The organism is Paraburkholderia sp. BR10872 (assembly GCF_040965835.1).
Taxonomy (GTDB): Bacteria; Pseudomonadota; Gammaproteobacteria; order Burkholderiales; family Burkholderiaceae; genus Paraburkholderia; species Paraburkholderia nodosa_A.
This window is the reverse complement of the sequence record NZ_JBFRCN010000025.1, coordinates 79,833-95,337: the sequence shown is the minus strand read 5'-3', so window position 1 is coordinate 95,337 and position 15,505 is coordinate 79,833. Positions and strand designations below refer to the sequence as shown.

Here is a 15,505-nt window from a genome sequence, read left to right as displayed (position 1 = left end):
TGCGTGAGTGAAGAAGGTAATGGTGGATTTATACACGCCGCGCCTGAGCCTGATCCAATACTATTTGCGTCCAATTCCATACCTTTATAATATGGAAGACCCGCAATCGCCCATAAACAGGCCAATATTGCGGCGCATCATATTTTCAGAGTATTGATAATTTGATGGCTTCATTTGGGAAGGAACCATGGATCTCCGCCAGCTTCGTTACTTCGTTGCCGTCGTGCGCGAGCGCAATTTCACGCGCGCCGCGGAACAGCTTTGCATCGCTCAACCGCCGCTGAGCCGGCAGATTCAGTTGCTCGAACAAGAGATCGGCGTGCCCCTTCTGATTCGCAATACGCGACCGGTGCGCACGACCGATGCGGGACGTCTCGTCTACGAGCAGGCCATGCAGATTCTTGGGCGCGTCGAACAACTGCAGGCGACCGCCAAACACGTGGGACTGCATCACCGCACCGTGCTGTCGATCGGCTTCGTCGCCTCCGTTCTGTATTCGGGACTGCCGCCGTTGATGCGCAAGCTGCGCCAGAATGCGCCGGAACTCGACATCCAGATGGTCGAACTGATGTCGGTGCAACAGATCGAGGCGTTGAAGGAAGGCCGTATCGACATCGGCTTCGGACGCGTGCGCCACAGCGACCCCAACGTGGCCGGCATCGTCCTGCGCGAAGAGCCGCTGGCGGTGGTGGTGCCGATCGGCAGCGAGATGGCGCAGGAATCCACACCCATCCCCATCGAGCAACTGGCCGGGCAGAAACTGATTGTTTATCCCAAGGAGCCGCGCCCCAGCTTTGCCGATCAGGTATTGAACGTGTTGCACGGCGACGGCGTGCAACCGGGTGAAGTGCTGGAAGTGCGGGAAATCCAGACGGCGCTGGGGCTCGTCGCGGCCGAGTTCGGCGTATGTGTGATCCCCGCATCAGCGCGGCAGTTGCGGCAGGACGTGCACTACCGGCTGATCGACAGCGACCACGCGACCTCGCCAATCATCCTGAATCACCGCGTGAACGACAATTCAGTCTACGTCGATCTCGTGAAGCAACTGGTCAAGGAAATGTACGCCGAGCCTCAAACGTGGCTGCCTTCGAAGAAGCAAAAGTCGTGAAGCGATGTGCCGTCTAGGCCTGTTCGTTCAGGAATTCGGGTACGGCGGCGCACACCGTCACTGCGCAGCCAGTCGCTCCGCCGAAAAACGCAAGCCGTCGAAGAGTCGCTCGGCTACCCGCTCGGGAAAGCCTTCGGGTAGTGCCGCCGCGACTTCCTCTATCGCAGCGGGCGTACGCGCCAGCACGCGCTCGACCAGCGGGCCCGCATCCGGCCCGTAGTGGCACAGCCGCGCGGTGGCGTCGAAATGCGTGCGCTTCACGTCGCGCATGCGATAGTGGCGCGCCTTGCCCCACACCGCCATGGCGAGCGACGCCTTGTGCCACGACCATTGATTGCCGCCGTCGCCCTCGACGGGCCAGATCGACATGACGTCATAGAGCGGCGCGAGCTGAAAGCGCCCTGCCGGCAGCAGGCGGATGCTGAAATTCTTCGCGTGGCCATCCGGCGCCGCGAGCATCCAGAAGACGATTTGCGCAGTGAGAAACGTTTCGAGGTCTTCCCGTGCCTGCAGCGACTGGCGCAGGAGACCCGCAATTTCACGCACGCCGGGGCCGCCATGCGCTTCGTACTTGCGATGCGGCGGCACGCCGAGCGCCTGGCAGAAGTCCTCCTGCGGCAGGCGCAGCAAGCCACCGGCGCGCGAGCGCGTACGATCGAAGCGCTCCACGCTGAGCACCTTCTGCGCGCCAAAGCGGAGTATCTGAGCTTGCGAAGCAGGCAACCCATAGGCCCTCAGCAATGCCAGGCAAAGCCATTCGTTTTCGACCGAGGTATTGAAGTCCACCTTGCGATGGCCGATCAGCCCGAGTGGCAGCTTGAGAATATGCGTGGTGGGCGTGGCGCCGCGCGGCAGCAGCCATTTGCCGCGGTGGCGCAGGAGCGCGGTCTTCTCCTGCGCGCCCGCTAGCGAAATGCGCAGATCGTCAGTCTCGTGCGCGCCACCGGGCAGCGCGCCGGCCGTTTCGAGCAGCAGGCGCTCGATGACGGCATCGCTCAGCGCGGTGCCTTCGACGCGGTCGACGCGCCCCGGCGTTTCGTCCTCGCCCAGCAGTTGCACCGCGCCCACGCAATCGCGCCCGATGGCCTTGAGCAGGTCGAAGGCCTCGAGCGTATCGGTGCGAAAGCGCGTGGCGATGCGGCGGCGGATGGGCTCGCTGTCGGGTAGGAGATTGTCGAAATAGTGCTGCACGCGCTCGCCGCGCAACGGCACGTCGCCGATGCCGAACGGCAGCGAGAGCGAAAGCGGCCGGCCCACGGCCGAGCGCTTCCAGGCGTCGTCATAACGCAGCTCGGTGTCGCCGGCGGACGTCATGACCCACGTGCCCACACGCTCGCCGTTGGCCCAGATCGATAGCGCGCGCGAATGCGATTTGCGGCCCATGCTCACCACTCCGGCGCGCCGGCCGCCGCCTCGCGCGATTGCACGCAGAATTCCAGCCCGTAGAGCGCGAAAAGCGCGAGCATCTGCTCGAGCGAGAGGCTGGCGGCACCCGTGGTTTCGAGCGCGGAAAGACGCGGCTGGCCGATGCCGAGATGCGCCGCGGCCTGCGCCTGGGTCATGCCGCGCGCCTTGCGGGCCGATTGCAAAATCTCGCCAAGCCCGCCTGGCGTCTGGACGATGATCTTCATGGCATATTCCTGTGAGGCATAAACCGATTATATGCCTGTGGGGAATATTTCGCCAATATCATTCACACGAATAAAACGGACATATCGCTCCCACGAATAATCGTCCGGCAAGGCTCCTCACGCGCGAGCGGCCTCCTGCGCCCGCTCATGCGCACGCACGTCGAACGCGCCGCCCGTCAGAGCCTGGTCGCGCAGCGTCACCGGTTTCTTGCCCGGTAGCAGCGGGAACACCAGTTCGGCGAAGCGAATCGCCTCTTCGAGGTGAGGATAGCCGGAGAGCACGAAACTGTCCGCGCCGGCATCCACGTATTCCTTGAGGCGCGCCGCCACGGTTTGCGGATCGCCCACGAGCGCCGTGCCCGCACCGCCGCGCACGAGGCCCACGCCGGCCCACAGGTTCGGGCTGATCTCGAGCTTGTCCCGGCTGCCGCCGTGCAGCTCGGCCATGCGGCGCTGGCCCACCGAATCCATGCTCGCGTAGTTTTCCTGGGCGCGGCGGATATCGTCGTCGTCGAGCTTGCTGATGAGGCGCTCAGCAGCGGCCCACGCTTCGTCGTTGGTCTCGCGCACGATCACGTGCAGGCGCACGCCGAGCTTGAGCGTGCGTCCATGGCGTGCCGCCCGGGCGCGGATATCGGCGAACTTCTGCGCGACGGCCTCGGGCGGCTCGCCCCACGTGAGATAGGCGTCCACGTGCTTTGCCGCCAGTTCGTGCGCCGCCGGCGAGGAGCCGCCGAAATACAACGGCGGATGCGGCGTCTGGACCGGTGCGTGAAAGTTCTGCGCGCCCTGCACGCGCAAATGCTTGCCCTCGAAGTTCACCGTCTCGCCGCGCAGCAGGTCGCGCCAGATCGTCAGGAATTCGTCGGCGGCTTCATAGCGCTCGTCGTGCGCGAGGAACACGCCGTCGGCCGCGAGTTCGGTGGCGTCGCCGCCCGGCACGACGTTGAGCAGCAAACGGCCGTTCAACGCCTGGTCGAGCGTGGCCGCCTGGCGCGCCGAAGCGGTGGGACCGCCGAGCGACGTGCGCAGCGCGACGAGCAGCTTGATGCGCTGCGTGACGGGCGCGAGGCTCGCCGCCGTCACCCACGGGTCGAGGCAGCTGCTGCCGGTGGGAATGAGGAGGCCGTCGTAGCCGAGCTCTTCGGCGGTCACGGCGATCTGGCGCATATACGCGTTGGTCGGCGCGCGGCCGAAATCGGATTTGCCGAGGTAGCGGGTGTCGCCGGAAGTCGGCAAGAACCAGAAGATATCGAGGCTCATCAGTGATCCTGCTGCGGGTAAATGAAGGCGCGGGTGAAGACTGGAAGCACGATGGCGCGCGGCGCAATCGCGTGACTATCGCCGCCCGTGCGTCGAACTGTGTCGCGCCCTCATTGAAACAGCCTGCAGCGTTTTCCCCTACCAGTTAATCTGCAATTGCATATGATGTATTCGGCTAAACGTCCGCATTTCCAACCCCTTTCGCGAGGAACCCAGCCATGGACACACGGACCGTCAAAATTCCCGGCCCCGATCATCCGATCACGGTCGAACCGGCGCGCACACACGTGGTGGTGACAGCAGGCGGCCGCGTGATCGCCGACACGCGCCGCGCGCTCACGCTGAGCGAGGCGAGCTATCCGGCCGTGTTCTACATACCGCGCGAGGACGCCGACATGTCGCTGCTCTCACGTACGGAACACAAGACCTGGTGCCCGTACAAGGGCGAGGCTTCGTACTATTCGATCACGCCAGGCGGCGAGCGAGCCGTAAACGCAATATGGACTTATGAAACGCCGCATGAAGCAGTGTCGGCAATCAAGGACCATCTTGCGTTCTACCCGGATCGTGTCGATTCGATCGAAACGTCCGACTGAGCGCCCTGCGCCGCCTTTCGATGCGTAACGTATCGCCAGGCGACGCGACATCTGCATCGTCGATGCCCACTCGGGCTCCAAGGTGTGCCAGGATTCGGTAATTCGTGCGGCGCAGCGCGCCGCACCCCCGTTCCCTTACATCCAACCGACATGCAACAAGGCACCCCGGCCACCGCGGCCAGTTTTGCCAACATGGGCGTCGATCTGCTCGACTTCTTCGACGTAACGCCCACTTCGCTGTGGCTCGAAGACTATAGCCAGCTGCGAGCGCTGTTCGACAGCTGGCGCGCACAAGGCGTGACCAGCCTGCGCCAGTTCCTCGAAGACGATCCGCGCCGCGTGGCCGAATGCTCGGCCTGCATTCGCGTGCTCAAGGTCAACCGCCATACGCTCGATCTTTACGGTGCGCGCGACTATGAAGAACTTGCCGCGCATCTTCCGCAGGTGCTGCGCGACGACATGTTCCAGGCACACGTCGGAGAGCTCGAGCAGATGTGGGCCGGGCACAGCACGTTCGAGAGCAAGAGCGTGAACTACACGCTGCGCGGCCGGCGCATGGACATCCTGTTGCGCGGCGTGATTCTGCCGGGCCACGAAGCCGACTGGAGCCGCGTGCTCGTGGCGATCGAAGATGTCTCGGCGCTCGAAGAAGCGCGCCATCGGGCGACGGTGAGCGAGCAATACGCGCTCGGCGTTTTCGAACACTCGCCGGTATCGCTGTGGGTCGAAAACTTCTCTGCCATTCGCGAGCTGCTCAACGAGGTCCGTGAGCAGGGCATCGTCGACTTTCGTACCTTTACCGACGTGCACCCCGAATTTGTCGAGCGCTGCATGAGCGAAATCCAGGTGCTCGACGTGAATCACTACACGCTGGGCATGTTTCGCGCACCGGACAAAGCCACGCTGCTCGCGCGCCTGCCCGAGGTGTTCCGCGACGAAATGCGCCCGCACTTTCGCGAGCAGCTGCTCGATCTCTGGGAAGGCCGCCTCTTTCAGCAGCGAGAGGTGGTGAACTACGCGCTCGACGGCAGCGAGGTCAACGTACACCTGCAGTTTTCCGTGTTCCCAGGCCACGAAGCGCAGTGGGACCTCGTGCTGCTCGCGCTCACCGACATCACGGCGCGCAAGAAAGCCGAGGCCTACCTCGAATTCCTCGGCAAGCACGACGTGCTCACGAAGCTCAAGAACCGCTCGTTCTATGTGGACGAACTCAACCGACTGCATCGCAAGGGGCCGTTCCCGGTGAGCGCGATCGTCGTCGATATGGACAATCTGAAGACGGTGAACGACCAGCTCGGCCACGCCGCCGGCGACGCGTTGCTGCGCCGCGCCGGTGAAGTGCTCGCGAAAGCGATCCAGAAGCCCTGGCAGGCTGCGCGCATTGGCGGCGACGAATTCGCCGTACTGATGCCTGGCGCCGATCTGCGCGATGCGGAAACCGTGGTGGACAGCATCAACAAACTGGTGGAGTTGAACAACCAGTTCTACGGCGGACCGAAGCTGAGCTTTTCAATGGGCTTTGCCAGCTGCGAGGAAGGCGAAAGCGTGGAAGCGATGCTGCGTGAAGCAGACGCGGCGATGTACGAGGCCAAGCGCCGCCGCAACGAAACGAGCCGCACGTCGCTGGAAACCGACGCGGCGCGTGATGCCTGAAGCCCGAGGCGCGCAAAAAGCTTCGGATACCGTAAGAAAAGCGGGGAAGAAAAAGCGGCCGGCATGTGAGCATGCCGGCTTGCCGAAGGCCTTGCGCCCTCGTTTCACACACTCAGGCTAGCGGCGCGACGCCACCGGCCTGAGTGCGGGCTACCGTGCTGGCGTGATGCTGCGCCGCGCGCCAGCAAGCGAGCCAGCCACGCGCGTCCGCCATGACGGCGACCTGGCATCACGACGCGTTGACGGCGTCCTTGAATGCCTTGCCAGCGGTGAACTTCACCGTCTTGGCCGCGGCAATCTGGATCTCCGCGCCCGTGGCAGGGTTGCGGCCCACGCGGGCGGCACGCTGGCCAGTCGAGAACGAGCCGAAGCCGACGAGTTGCACGGAGTCACCCGAGGTGACCGCACGCGTGACGACGTCAAGGATCGCGTCGATAGCTGCGCCCGTCGCTGCCTTGGTCTCGCCCGTGCTAGCGGCGACTGCGTCAATGAGTTCCTGTTTGTTCATCTGCTACCTGTGTTGAGTTGAGAAAACCTGCATACCCTACCTCACGCGGGCAAAACAGGCAAATCGCGTTGCATATGGAAACGCGCCGATCGCCCGCCCGGCACGTGTTTTGCCTCCCACGCGCATGACGGCGAAAGCCGAATCAATAGCACAACACGGCGTCAGTGTGTAGACAAAAACACGTTAAAAATTGGCAAAAATGCGCAAAAACGACATTGCGGCGGTTTAAAACGGGTTTATACAGGAATGGTTCGTGCAGATGGCCGCTGACGCATAGCGAAAAACGGGAATATTTCAGGTTGTGACCGAGCCAGAAAAAAATGAGCCGCCAGCCTGCTGTCACCCTCTGGAAGCATCGCTCGGGCGGCGTCTGGCGAGCCAGGCGGACTGGGTCGACCCGGGCGAATGCATCAGCCGTCCTCCAGAATGCGGATCGCGGCGGCCCGAATCGCATCCTGTCTTTCAGTCGCGCAACGTAAGGCAGCGTGAACGCCTTTCGACTTTGGTGGCGTCTGCACCAAAGGAAATCTCGCTATCCATGGCTTTATTGATCAGTGATGCTGATTACCTGTAGACTCGTCGCCTTCGATCGCGACAGCCGGGCTCAGGTGAAAACCCAAAGTACGCGCGCGGGCACATCGGCGAGATTGGCGTAGCGAAAGCGGCAACGCGCCGGCAACTGGAAGCTGTCGTTGGCCCGCAGCGTCACGGGTTCTTCGCTGTCCTCTACCCAGATCGTCAGCTCGCCTTCGAGCACGAAGCCGCCCTGCTCGTCGCTGTCGTCCACGGGGCGCTCGCCGCTCGTCGCGCCGGGATCGAGCCGGCTCTCCAGCATCGAAAAACCCGACGACATGCTGGGCGAAACGAGCACGTCCGTGATGCCGCCGCCATAGTAGAGCGTGCGCCGCTCGCCTGGCCGTGTGACCCACGGCAGCTCGCGCGGCATGCTCACGCTATAGAAGTACGTGGTGGGCGTCTGCAGCGCCTCGCCGATCGACGTGAGATCCGCCACCGTGGGCCGCGAAAGCCCCCGCTCGACCTGCGAAAGAAAGCCCACCGAGCGGCCGATCTTTTGTGCGAGTTCGGCGAGCGTCACCTTCTTGTGCTTGCGCAGATCGCGAATGAGGATCGCGAGGCCTTCGATTTCGTCCTGCTGGTCCATGCGGTTCTCTCTGTCACACGACGTCGCGCAGGCGATACCACAGCTTGCCGAGCGCCTCGAGCGGCGCGGCGAAGCGCTCGCCGCCCGGAAAGCGCGGATTATGAATGCGCTCATAGAGCGAGAGCAAGTGCGGTTCGCCGAGGATGGCGTCGGCAACGGCGCGCGCCGCCGCGAGCGTAGGCAGAATGCCGTGCCCGGAAAAGCCCTGCAGCCAGTAGCGATCGCGTTCGCGACCGACGTCGGGCGTGCGGCGGATGCTGATGTCGATATGGCCGCCCCACGCGTACTCGAATTCGATGCCGCGCAGCTGCGGAAACGCGCGCTCGAGACTCGGGCGGATCGCGGTGCCGATGTCCTTCGGGATGCCGCCAAGATACGTGCATGCGCCGCCAAAGAGCAGGCGATCGTCCGGGCTCAGGCGAAAGTAGTCAGGCACGAACTGATTGTCGATCACGCAACTGTTGCGCGGCAAAAGCGAGCGGCCAAGCGCAGGGTCGAGCCTGCGCGTGGCGATCTGCCAGGTGCCCACAGGCAGCACGCGGCTTGCCAGATCGCTATCGAGCCGGTCGATGTAGGCGTTGCAGGCGAGCACCAGCGTGCCGGCGCGCACCGTGCCTTCCCGCGTGCTCGCCACGTAGCCGCCCGGCGTTTCGCGATACGCGAGCACCCGGCTTTGCTCGAAGATGGCGCCGCCCGCGCGCTCTATGGCGTCGGCGAGGCCGAGCGCCAGCTTGAGCGGATCGAGATGCCCCGCCTCGGGATCGTAGAGCGCCGCGCGATAACGGCGACTGCCGATCCACTCCGACATCTCCGGCTCGCCAATGAGTCGCAGGCGTTCGTAGCCCCACTTGTGCGCGGCCTCGTCGCGCGCGGCTTCGAGCATGGCGACACGCGAGCGCCGCACCGCCGCCCACAGGCTGCCTGGCCGGTAGTCGATGTCGAAGCCGTGCCGCCCGGGCAATTCGCGCACTTCGGCGGCGGCCCAGCGCATGCTGTCCCACAGCTCGCGCGCCCCCGCCAGACCCAGCGCCTGCTCGAACGGCGGCATATCGCACGACCAGCCGAGCAGCGCTTGCCCGCCATTGCGGCCAGAGGCGGCCCAAGCCACGCGGCTCGCCTCGACGACCGCCACGCGGCGCCCGGCCAGCGCAAGCCGCAACGCCGTGTGCAAGCCGCTGAAGCCTGCCCCTACGACCAGCACGTCGGCGTGGTAATCGCCCGCCAGTGCGGGGCGCTCGGGCAACGCGCCGCTCTGGGCGAAGCGACGTGCGTAATAGCTTTCAATATGACGGGTCGATTCGGCGAACATGGCACGTCTGTGAAATTTTTCATGTTAAATTTCATGAAAAACTAACACGAAAATTTCACACACGCAAATCGGCGTATTCCCGGTGGCGACGTTCCCCGGAACCGGCTTACCCGAGATCCAACATTTGTGCTCATCGTTAAAAGCCCGGCTCACGGCGCGCGAGGAACGCATTGGCGCCCCATTGCAACGCACCGCACAGCAGCAGATACACGAACCCGACGAACAGGAAGATTTGCGCCGGGTACACCAGCAGACGGTTATTGAGCTGATTGGCGAGGAAGGTGAATTCGGGCACGCCGACGATATAGGCGAGCGACGTATCCTTGATCAACGACACCCACTGATTGACGAACGACGGCATCATCACCCGCACGGCTTGCGGCAGGATGACTTCGCGCAATGCCTGCCAGCGCGTCAAGCCAAGCGAAAGCGCTGCCTGCCGCTGCCCCGCGCCGATCGACGTGATGCCCGCATAAACCGAATGCGACAGATACGCGCCGCCGATCAGCGCGAGCGCGCACACGACCGTCGCAAGACCAGGAACGTCGACGTGCAGCAGGATCGGCATCAGGAAGAAGGTCCAGAAGATCAGCATCAACACGGGTATCGCGCGAAAGAATGCGAGCACGGCGGTCAGCACGAGACGGACGACGCCGCGCGTCATGGCGAGCGCAACGCCGAGCGCGAATCCGGTCAGCGCTGCGAGCAGAGCCGACACCACCGAGAGCGCGATCGTCAGCGCAACGCCTCCCAGCGGTCCCGCCGGAAACGCGCCGATCATCAAATAGCGCAAAGCCGGTAACCACGCGAACTCGTTCACGCACGGCCTCGCTGCAAACCGTGCAGGCCGGCACGCTGCCAGAGCACCAGCGCGACTTCGATAACTGCGATGGCGAGCACATAGAATACGGTCGCTGTGCCGAATGCCTGAAAGGTCCTGAAGCTTTCGGTATCGACCTGCCGCGACATGTATGACAGCTCGCCCACCCCTATCGCCATCGTCAGCGACGAATTTTTGATCACGTTCATGTATTGGCCAGCGAGCGGCGGCGTGGCAATGCGCAACGCCTGTGGCAGGATCACGTAGCGCAGGATCGCGTAGCGGCGCATGCCAAGCGCCGCAGCCGCCTGCCACTGTGCGCGGTTCACGCCGCGCATGCCGGCCAGAAACTCTTCGCCGATGAACGCCGTGGTGTAGCACGTCAATCCAACCCAGCCGGCGAACAGTTCGAAACTCGGCCAGCGCAGCGTAAGCGGCCCAAACGTCGCCAGGTGCGGCGTGTTAAGCCAGCTCATCCAGCCGGACGGCAGCACGGCCGCGACACCGAAATACCAGAACAGCAATTGAACGAGCAGAGGAGAATTGCGGAAGACGAACACGTAGAGCGCCGCCGCGCGCGCAACCGCGCGAGTGCGGGCCGTGCGCGCAACCGCGAGCAGAAAGCCCAGCGGCGTCGCGCACGACGCCGTGCAGGCAGAGAGCATCAGCGTGACGAAGAAACCTTGTTCGAGCCACGCGAGATACTTCGGGTCAAGCCAGTTATGCATGAATCAGGCGCCGCGCTCAGCTGTTCTTTTGCGGGTCGCCGATCTTGAAGAGACGGGGCAGCGGCGCCGCACTCTTCGGGCCGAACCACTTGTCGTAAATCTGCGCGGCCTCGCCGTCGCTCTCCAGGTGAGTCAGCGTGTTGTTCACCGCATCGAGCAGACGCGTCTCGCCTTTGGGTACGCCAACGCCTTCGTAGTCGTTCGAGATCGTGAACGGGGAAATCTCATAGCCCGCCTTGTCCGGCGCGCGTGCCAGCAGCGCGACGAGCTTGGGGCCGTCCTGCGTGATGGCTTGCACGTTGCCCGTACGCAGTGCGGCAAAAGCGAAAGGTGTGTCATCGTACGCGACGATGGTTGCACCCGGGAATTTCGCCCGCACCTGCTGTTCGTTGGTCGTGCCTTTATCCGCGCCGATACGCAGACTATTGAGCTGTTCCGAAGACTTCAGCACGCCCTTCTTCGCAATGAACTGGGTGCCCGAAGCGAAGTATGGCGTGCTGAAATCGACTTCCTTCCTGCGATCGTCGGTAATCGTAAAGTTGGCGAATACCAGATCGACCTTTCCCGACTTCAGAAACGCAATGCGATTGGCGGGATTGGTGGGCTGAACTTCGAGCTTCACACCCAGGTTTTTGGCGACGGCGCGCGCATAGTCCACGTCGAGCCCAACGATCTGATTGTCTTTCGGATCGACGAAACCGAACGGCGGATTGCTGTCGAATGCCGCGACGCGCAACACGCCCGCCCGCTTGATGTCGTCCAGACGATCCGCATGCGCGGAAGTCGATGCCACGACCAGAAGTGCCGTCAACAGTGCGCCTGGCACCGCGCCCCAGATGCTGCTTTTCATTATCGGTTTTCCTTCTTTTCTCGTTGAGGTACGCAGCCTATCCGCATGACGGGTGCGAACGAACCAAGTTTTTTTCAGATCGAAAGCGCTGCCGGCGATATGGCCAACGGCACCCTGCAACGGTCGCTTATGCCTCGCTATAAGCGCCGAGATACAGCGAGCCGATGGCCATACCCGCACCACCTGCCGCAAGTAATGTTGACGCATGCTTCCTTGCATGCGGCCTCGCACTGCAACTCTTGCCGGGAAAATCCATTCGATGCGGTAATGTCGACTATCGCCAATGCCGCCGACATGCATTTATTTCGCGCGCGAAAATTGAATGCGAATAGGTTCTCAGGTTCTTACAACTTAATGGGGTTATCACCCTTGACCTGGGTACATCGGCTGCTTAGCATCAACGTGGGACTTTGCATTGAGCTTTTTCATCGGCGGGTCGATGAGTCAGTTTCGGTCCTCAGCAAGGCTCGCTGCAAAGCCCGGTTTGTCTGGATTTGGGGGACTTTTATGTCTTACCGCCGCTGGACGTCTCCTGCCGAGACCGCAGAATGGATCATCCTCGTCGGCGCGGCTTTCGCAGTGCTGGGCGGGTGGATACCCTGGATGGGCCACGCGCCTTATTACTTCGTCGCCGGCGTTGCACTGATCGGCGCTGGCATCCTCATGCTATGGAACCGCTCGGCGGGACTGTGGTGGTATTTCGGCATGTTCGTTGCCGCCCTCGGCTGGTCGATCTTCAAGGTTGGGCTGGATGGCTGGAGCCTGCTGCCGCGACTCTTCGTGCTCGCCCTGATCGGCATCGGGATAAGCCTCGTCATTATCACCGGCAGTTCGGCAGTCGGCCGGCCGCTACGCGTGGCGGCAATCATCACGGCTGTCTTCTACCTCGTCGCAATCGCCAGCATGCTCTGGTCCGCCATCGCCTGACCGGGACCGAGCGACTACCCACAATCAAATCTTGCGGGCTCGGTAGTCGCCCGCGTTCGTCGTCGGTCGGATCTCCACCTGGTTGATCATTCAACCGACTAATCGAGCGGCAACTCATGCCGAAGGCCAGGCGAATTCATGCGATGGTGCGGTGCGTTTTACCGCACTTCCACATTCCTCTTACCGCGATTGCACCACGCATTAGTCGTCCGCCGCCAATTTCAAGCAATCGGAATACTTTCCCGCGCTGCGCGAGTTATTTCGATGGATCATATGGATATGCCTCCGATGATCATACGTATCTCTCGTTCGGAGTCCATAGCGATAAGGAAAATGTGAGATTGGCGCTCCACTGAATCGGACTACCGGGACAACATGATGCGAAACTCACCGACCGAGACTGCTTTCCTTCCCGACGTCACCGCCCGCGCGAACACGGGTAGTCTTCGCCACGAGATCCGCGTATGCAACACCCACGCGGACTTCCTGAAACTGCGCTCTTCCTGGGAGGCCGTCTGCACGACGTGTCCGGCGACACTCGAGTTTACCTATTGCGAACTTGCAGCCGCCAAGGCATTTGCGCGCGGCGCGGCGGTCAATGTCGCGCTCGTCTACGACGGCGCCGCGCTCGTCGCGCTCTGGCCGTTGTGCATTGTGCGCGAAGGCGCATGCCGGATCGCGCGCGCACTCGGCTGCGGAAGCAACGAGGAATATGGCGGCCCGCTCGTGTCCGATCGAGGCGACGAGCGTTTCTATGACGCCGCCGTCGATGCGTTGCGCAGCGTCGACGCCGACGTGCTGGAGATACGCTTCGTCGAATGCAACGGCCCCCTTCACGAGGCGCTCTCGCGTGCGCCTCTGTCGTGGGTCTTACGCGCGCTTCCGGAACGCTGGCGCCTGCTGTCCGGGTACTCCATGGAGCTGTCCCGATTCCCCACCTTCGACGCCTTCATCGCGACGAGGCCCGACTCGCTGCGTCGCCCATTGCGACGTCTCGCAAGGCGGCTTTCGGAGGACGGCGCGGTGGAATATGGCTGGTGCAAGGACGTCGAAGACGCCCGAACGGTCCTCACATGGCTCTTTGCGACGAAGCGCAACTGGGTGCTATCTCGCGGCCTCGACGCGCCTTATCTGATGAACGACGACGTGCGCGACTTCTTCATCGAACTCGCCGGGCGGACCGATCTCGTTACGACTCCACTGGTCTCGTTCGTCAAACTGGACGGCATTCCCATTGCGGCATCCGTCAATCTGACCGGGCCGCGCAGGCTGGAGTATTTCATCACGACGTATGACGAGGCCTATGCCGCCCGCTCCGTCGGCAACCTGCTGGTCGACAGCATGGCGCGATGGGCGCTCGCGAACGGCCGTGATTTCGACTTCCGCCCATACTTCTCGAGCTACAAGGAGCGTTGGTCGAATCATAAGAGCTGGTACGAATCGCATTTCGTCGTACTCACATGGCGTGGCAGGCTCATTGAGTTTCCTCTTGCCGCGGAGCAGGCTCGGCGCGTATTGCGCAGAGCGCGCGAATTTGCCATCGACCCGCTGCGCGCGAAGCTGCGCGCCCTCACGTCGGCGCGCTGAACGCCGCAATCCGTGGTCAGCCGTCCTGCCGGTTCGACCAGGCCTTGACGTAAGCCGGAGCCTCGCGCTCCGGCGTTGCGGTATCGGCTACGGGCGGCAACGGTGCGAGCGTCAACGGCAGCACACCTGCCCAGACCGGCCGATCCATGTCATCCTCGTCGTCCTTCGGGCCGCCCGTGCGGATCTTCGTCACGGACTCCGCGAGCGCAATGCGCATGACCGTGGTCGCTGCCAGTTCCTTGCGATTGCCCGCTCGCACTTCATGCCTGCGGCCCGGCGCGATGTGCTCCATGAAGGCATCGAGCACGGCAGCCTTGTGCTCTTCCGTCACCACCTCGAACACACCGTAAATCACGGCGGAACGATAGTTCATCGAATGGTTGAACGCCGAGCGCGCGAGCACGAGTCCATCGAGATGCGTGACGGTCACGCAAACCTCGGCGCCCTCGGCCGCCAGGCGCAGCATGCGGCTACCGTTCGAACCGTGAATATAGAGATGATCGCCTTCGCGCCAGCATGCGGTGGGAATGCAATGCACGCCGTGCTCGTCGCTGAAGGCGACGTGGCAGACGTAGGCTTCGTCAAGAATCGCATGCAGCGTCGCCGCATCATAGTGCGCGCGCCGCGCGATCCGGCGCACACGTGTGCGTTGCGAAGGTGCTGCGCTGTCGGCGGCAGGGTCGTTGACGGCATCGGCAAGGGACATCGTTTGGCTTCCTCGATGGTTCGGGTTGAGATGCCGCCTACGATAGACAAGCCGTGGCCCCATGGGTAGATCCAGACTTGCCTTGTGCGGTGGAGCCACGAATCTTCCCCAAGACACCTCATCGAGATTTGTCAGTAAAAAGCTGCAGGATCAAAAAATCTCCTGTACAATCCGGCCTCCTTGATTCCCCGATAGCTCAGTCGGTAGAGCGCCGGACTGTTAATCCGTAGGTCCCTGGTTCGAGCCCAGGTCGGGGAGCCAGACATGCGGGAGTAGCTCAGTTGGTAGAGCGCAACCTTGCCAAGGTTGAGGTCGCGAGTTCGAGACTCGTCTCCCGCTCCAGCATCCAGTCAGGCCATCCGCCTGCGATCAGCACCGCGTCCAAGCGCGCGTGCCCCTGCCTCGAGGCAGCGAAAACCGGAAGCACGCCCCTTTCCCCTCCAGCGAAGTCGCTTCGATCTGCCCGCCGTGCGCCTCGACAATCGACTTGCAGATCGACAGTCCCATCCCCATGCCCGCGTCTTTGGTAGTCGCGAGCGAGTCGAACAGATGGTGCGCGACCTTCGTGGCACCCGATACATAGGAATACCTTCGTCGTTCAGTGCACACTGAATAGCCGCAAGCGGATTACCATAACGGCCTCGCCGCACGACGGCA

The 15,505-nt window shown here is 62.9% G+C and carries 16 protein-coding genes and 2 tRNA genes; 7 read left to right on the top strand and 11 right to left on the bottom strand.

The genetic code is table 11. The annotated features are described in order from the left end of the window. Positions 1-187 precede the first annotated feature (187 nt). On the top strand, positions 188-1,108 hold the full coding sequence (locus tag AB4Y43_RS20480; RefSeq protein WP_069268894.1) for a LysR family transcriptional regulator: 921 nt from the start codon (positions 188-190) through the stop codon (positions 1,106-1,108). 57 nt (positions 1,109-1,165) lie between these two features. Here the strand turns inward: AB4Y43_RS20480 and AB4Y43_RS20475 are convergent, their stop codons facing one another. The 3 genes from AB4Y43_RS20475 to ssuD form a co-directional block, all read right to left on the bottom strand. Then, positions 1,166-2,491: a type II toxin-antitoxin system HipA family toxin gene (locus AB4Y43_RS20475; RefSeq protein ID WP_368728641.1), complete on the bottom strand. Its 1,326-nt coding sequence runs from the start codon at positions 2,489-2,491 to the stop codon at positions 1,166-1,168. Between the two features lie 2 nt (positions 2,492-2,493). Continuing rightward, positions 2,494-2,739: a helix-turn-helix domain-containing protein gene (locus tag AB4Y43_RS20470; protein ID WP_368606392.1), complete on the bottom strand. Its 246-nt coding sequence runs from the start codon at positions 2,737-2,739 to the stop codon at positions 2,494-2,496. Between the two features lie 117 nt (positions 2,740-2,856). Continuing rightward, complete coding sequence (gene ssuD / locus AB4Y43_RS20465) at positions 2,857-4,002, bottom strand: FMNH2-dependent alkanesulfonate monooxygenase (protein WP_368728640.1); 1,146 nt, start codon at positions 4,000-4,002, stop codon at positions 2,857-2,859. A gap of 218 nt (positions 4,003-4,220) precedes the next feature. On the opposite strand from ssuD, the gene AB4Y43_RS20460 reads away from it, so the two are divergent. Then, positions 4,221-4,598, top strand: coding sequence for a DUF427 domain-containing protein (locus AB4Y43_RS20460; protein ID WP_368728639.1), 378 nt, complete (start codon positions 4,221-4,223; stop codon positions 4,596-4,598). A 150-nt stretch (positions 4,599-4,748) separates the two neighbouring features. Further along, positions 4,749-6,251 (top strand): GGDEF domain-containing protein, encoded by a 1,503-nt coding sequence (locus tag AB4Y43_RS20455; protein ID WP_069268889.1) that lies wholly within the window; start codon positions 4,749-4,751, stop codon positions 6,249-6,251. 229 nt (positions 6,252-6,480) lie between these two features. Here the strand turns inward: AB4Y43_RS20455 and AB4Y43_RS20450 are convergent, their stop codons facing one another. From AB4Y43_RS20450 to AB4Y43_RS20425, 6 genes are all read right to left on the bottom strand, one after another. Beyond that, on the bottom strand, positions 6,481-6,759 hold the full coding sequence (locus tag AB4Y43_RS20450; protein WP_028207645.1) for an HU family DNA-binding protein: 279 nt from the start codon (positions 6,757-6,759) through the stop codon (positions 6,481-6,483). A gap of 604 nt (positions 6,760-7,363) precedes the next feature. Continuing rightward, on the bottom strand, positions 7,364-7,921 hold the full coding sequence (locus tag AB4Y43_RS20445; protein ID WP_368728638.1) for a helix-turn-helix domain-containing protein: 558 nt from the start codon (positions 7,919-7,921) through the stop codon (positions 7,364-7,366). 13 nt (positions 7,922-7,934) lie between these two features. After that, on the bottom strand, positions 7,935-9,230 hold the full coding sequence (locus AB4Y43_RS20440; RefSeq protein WP_368728637.1) for an NAD(P)/FAD-dependent oxidoreductase: 1,296 nt from the start codon (positions 9,228-9,230) through the stop codon (positions 7,935-7,937). A 136-nt stretch (positions 9,231-9,366) separates the two neighbouring features. Continuing rightward, positions 9,367-10,050, bottom strand: a complete 684-nt coding sequence (locus AB4Y43_RS20435; protein ID WP_368728636.1) for an amino acid ABC transporter permease — start codon at positions 10,048-10,050, stop codon at positions 9,367-9,369. Beyond that, the gene (locus AB4Y43_RS20430; protein ID WP_368728635.1) at positions 10,047-10,778 is read right to left on the bottom strand and encodes an amino acid ABC transporter permease; all 732 of its coding nucleotides are present in this window, start codon (positions 10,776-10,778) and stop codon (positions 10,047-10,049) included. Before AB4Y43_RS20430 ends, AB4Y43_RS20435 begins: the two co-directional genes overlap by 4 nt. Before the next feature lie 16 nt (positions 10,779-10,794). Continuing rightward, the gene (locus AB4Y43_RS20425; RefSeq protein ID WP_342947502.1) at positions 10,795-11,628 is read right to left on the bottom strand and encodes an ABC transporter substrate-binding protein; all 834 of its coding nucleotides are present in this window, start codon (positions 11,626-11,628) and stop codon (positions 10,795-10,797) included. Between the two features lie 267 nt (positions 11,629-11,895). Between AB4Y43_RS20425 and AB4Y43_RS20420 the strand changes: the two genes are divergently transcribed. Beyond that, entirely contained in the window at positions 11,896-12,555 is a 660-nt protein-coding gene (locus tag AB4Y43_RS20420) for a hypothetical protein (RefSeq protein WP_368728634.1), read from the top strand. Between the two features lie 375 nt (positions 12,556-12,930). Further along, complete coding sequence (locus AB4Y43_RS20415) at positions 12,931-14,142, top strand: GNAT family N-acetyltransferase (protein ID WP_368728633.1); 1,212 nt, start codon at positions 12,931-12,933, stop codon at positions 14,140-14,142. A gap of 16 nt (positions 14,143-14,158) precedes the next feature. On the opposite strand, the gene AB4Y43_RS20410 is transcribed toward AB4Y43_RS20415, so the two are convergent. After that, positions 14,159-14,848, bottom strand: a complete 690-nt coding sequence (locus AB4Y43_RS20410; RefSeq protein WP_368728632.1) for a pyridoxamine 5'-phosphate oxidase family protein — start codon at positions 14,846-14,848, stop codon at positions 14,159-14,161. A gap of 185 nt (positions 14,849-15,033) precedes the next feature. Here AB4Y43_RS20410 and AB4Y43_RS20405 point away from each other — a divergent pair. Both AB4Y43_RS20405 and AB4Y43_RS20400 read left to right on the top strand, forming a co-directional pair. Then, a tRNA-Asn gene (locus AB4Y43_RS20405) sits at positions 15,034-15,109 on the top strand. A 5-nt stretch (positions 15,110-15,114) separates the two neighbouring features. Then, positions 15,115-15,190, top strand: a tRNA-Gly gene (locus AB4Y43_RS20400). 27 nt (positions 15,191-15,217) lie between these two features. Here the strand turns inward: AB4Y43_RS20400 and AB4Y43_RS20395 are convergent. Continuing rightward, the gene (locus tag AB4Y43_RS20395; protein ID WP_083245653.1) at positions 15,218-15,457 is read right to left on the bottom strand and encodes an ATP-binding protein; all 240 of its coding nucleotides are present in this window, start codon (positions 15,455-15,457) and stop codon (positions 15,218-15,220) included. Between the last annotated feature and the right edge of the window lie 48 nt (positions 15,458-15,505).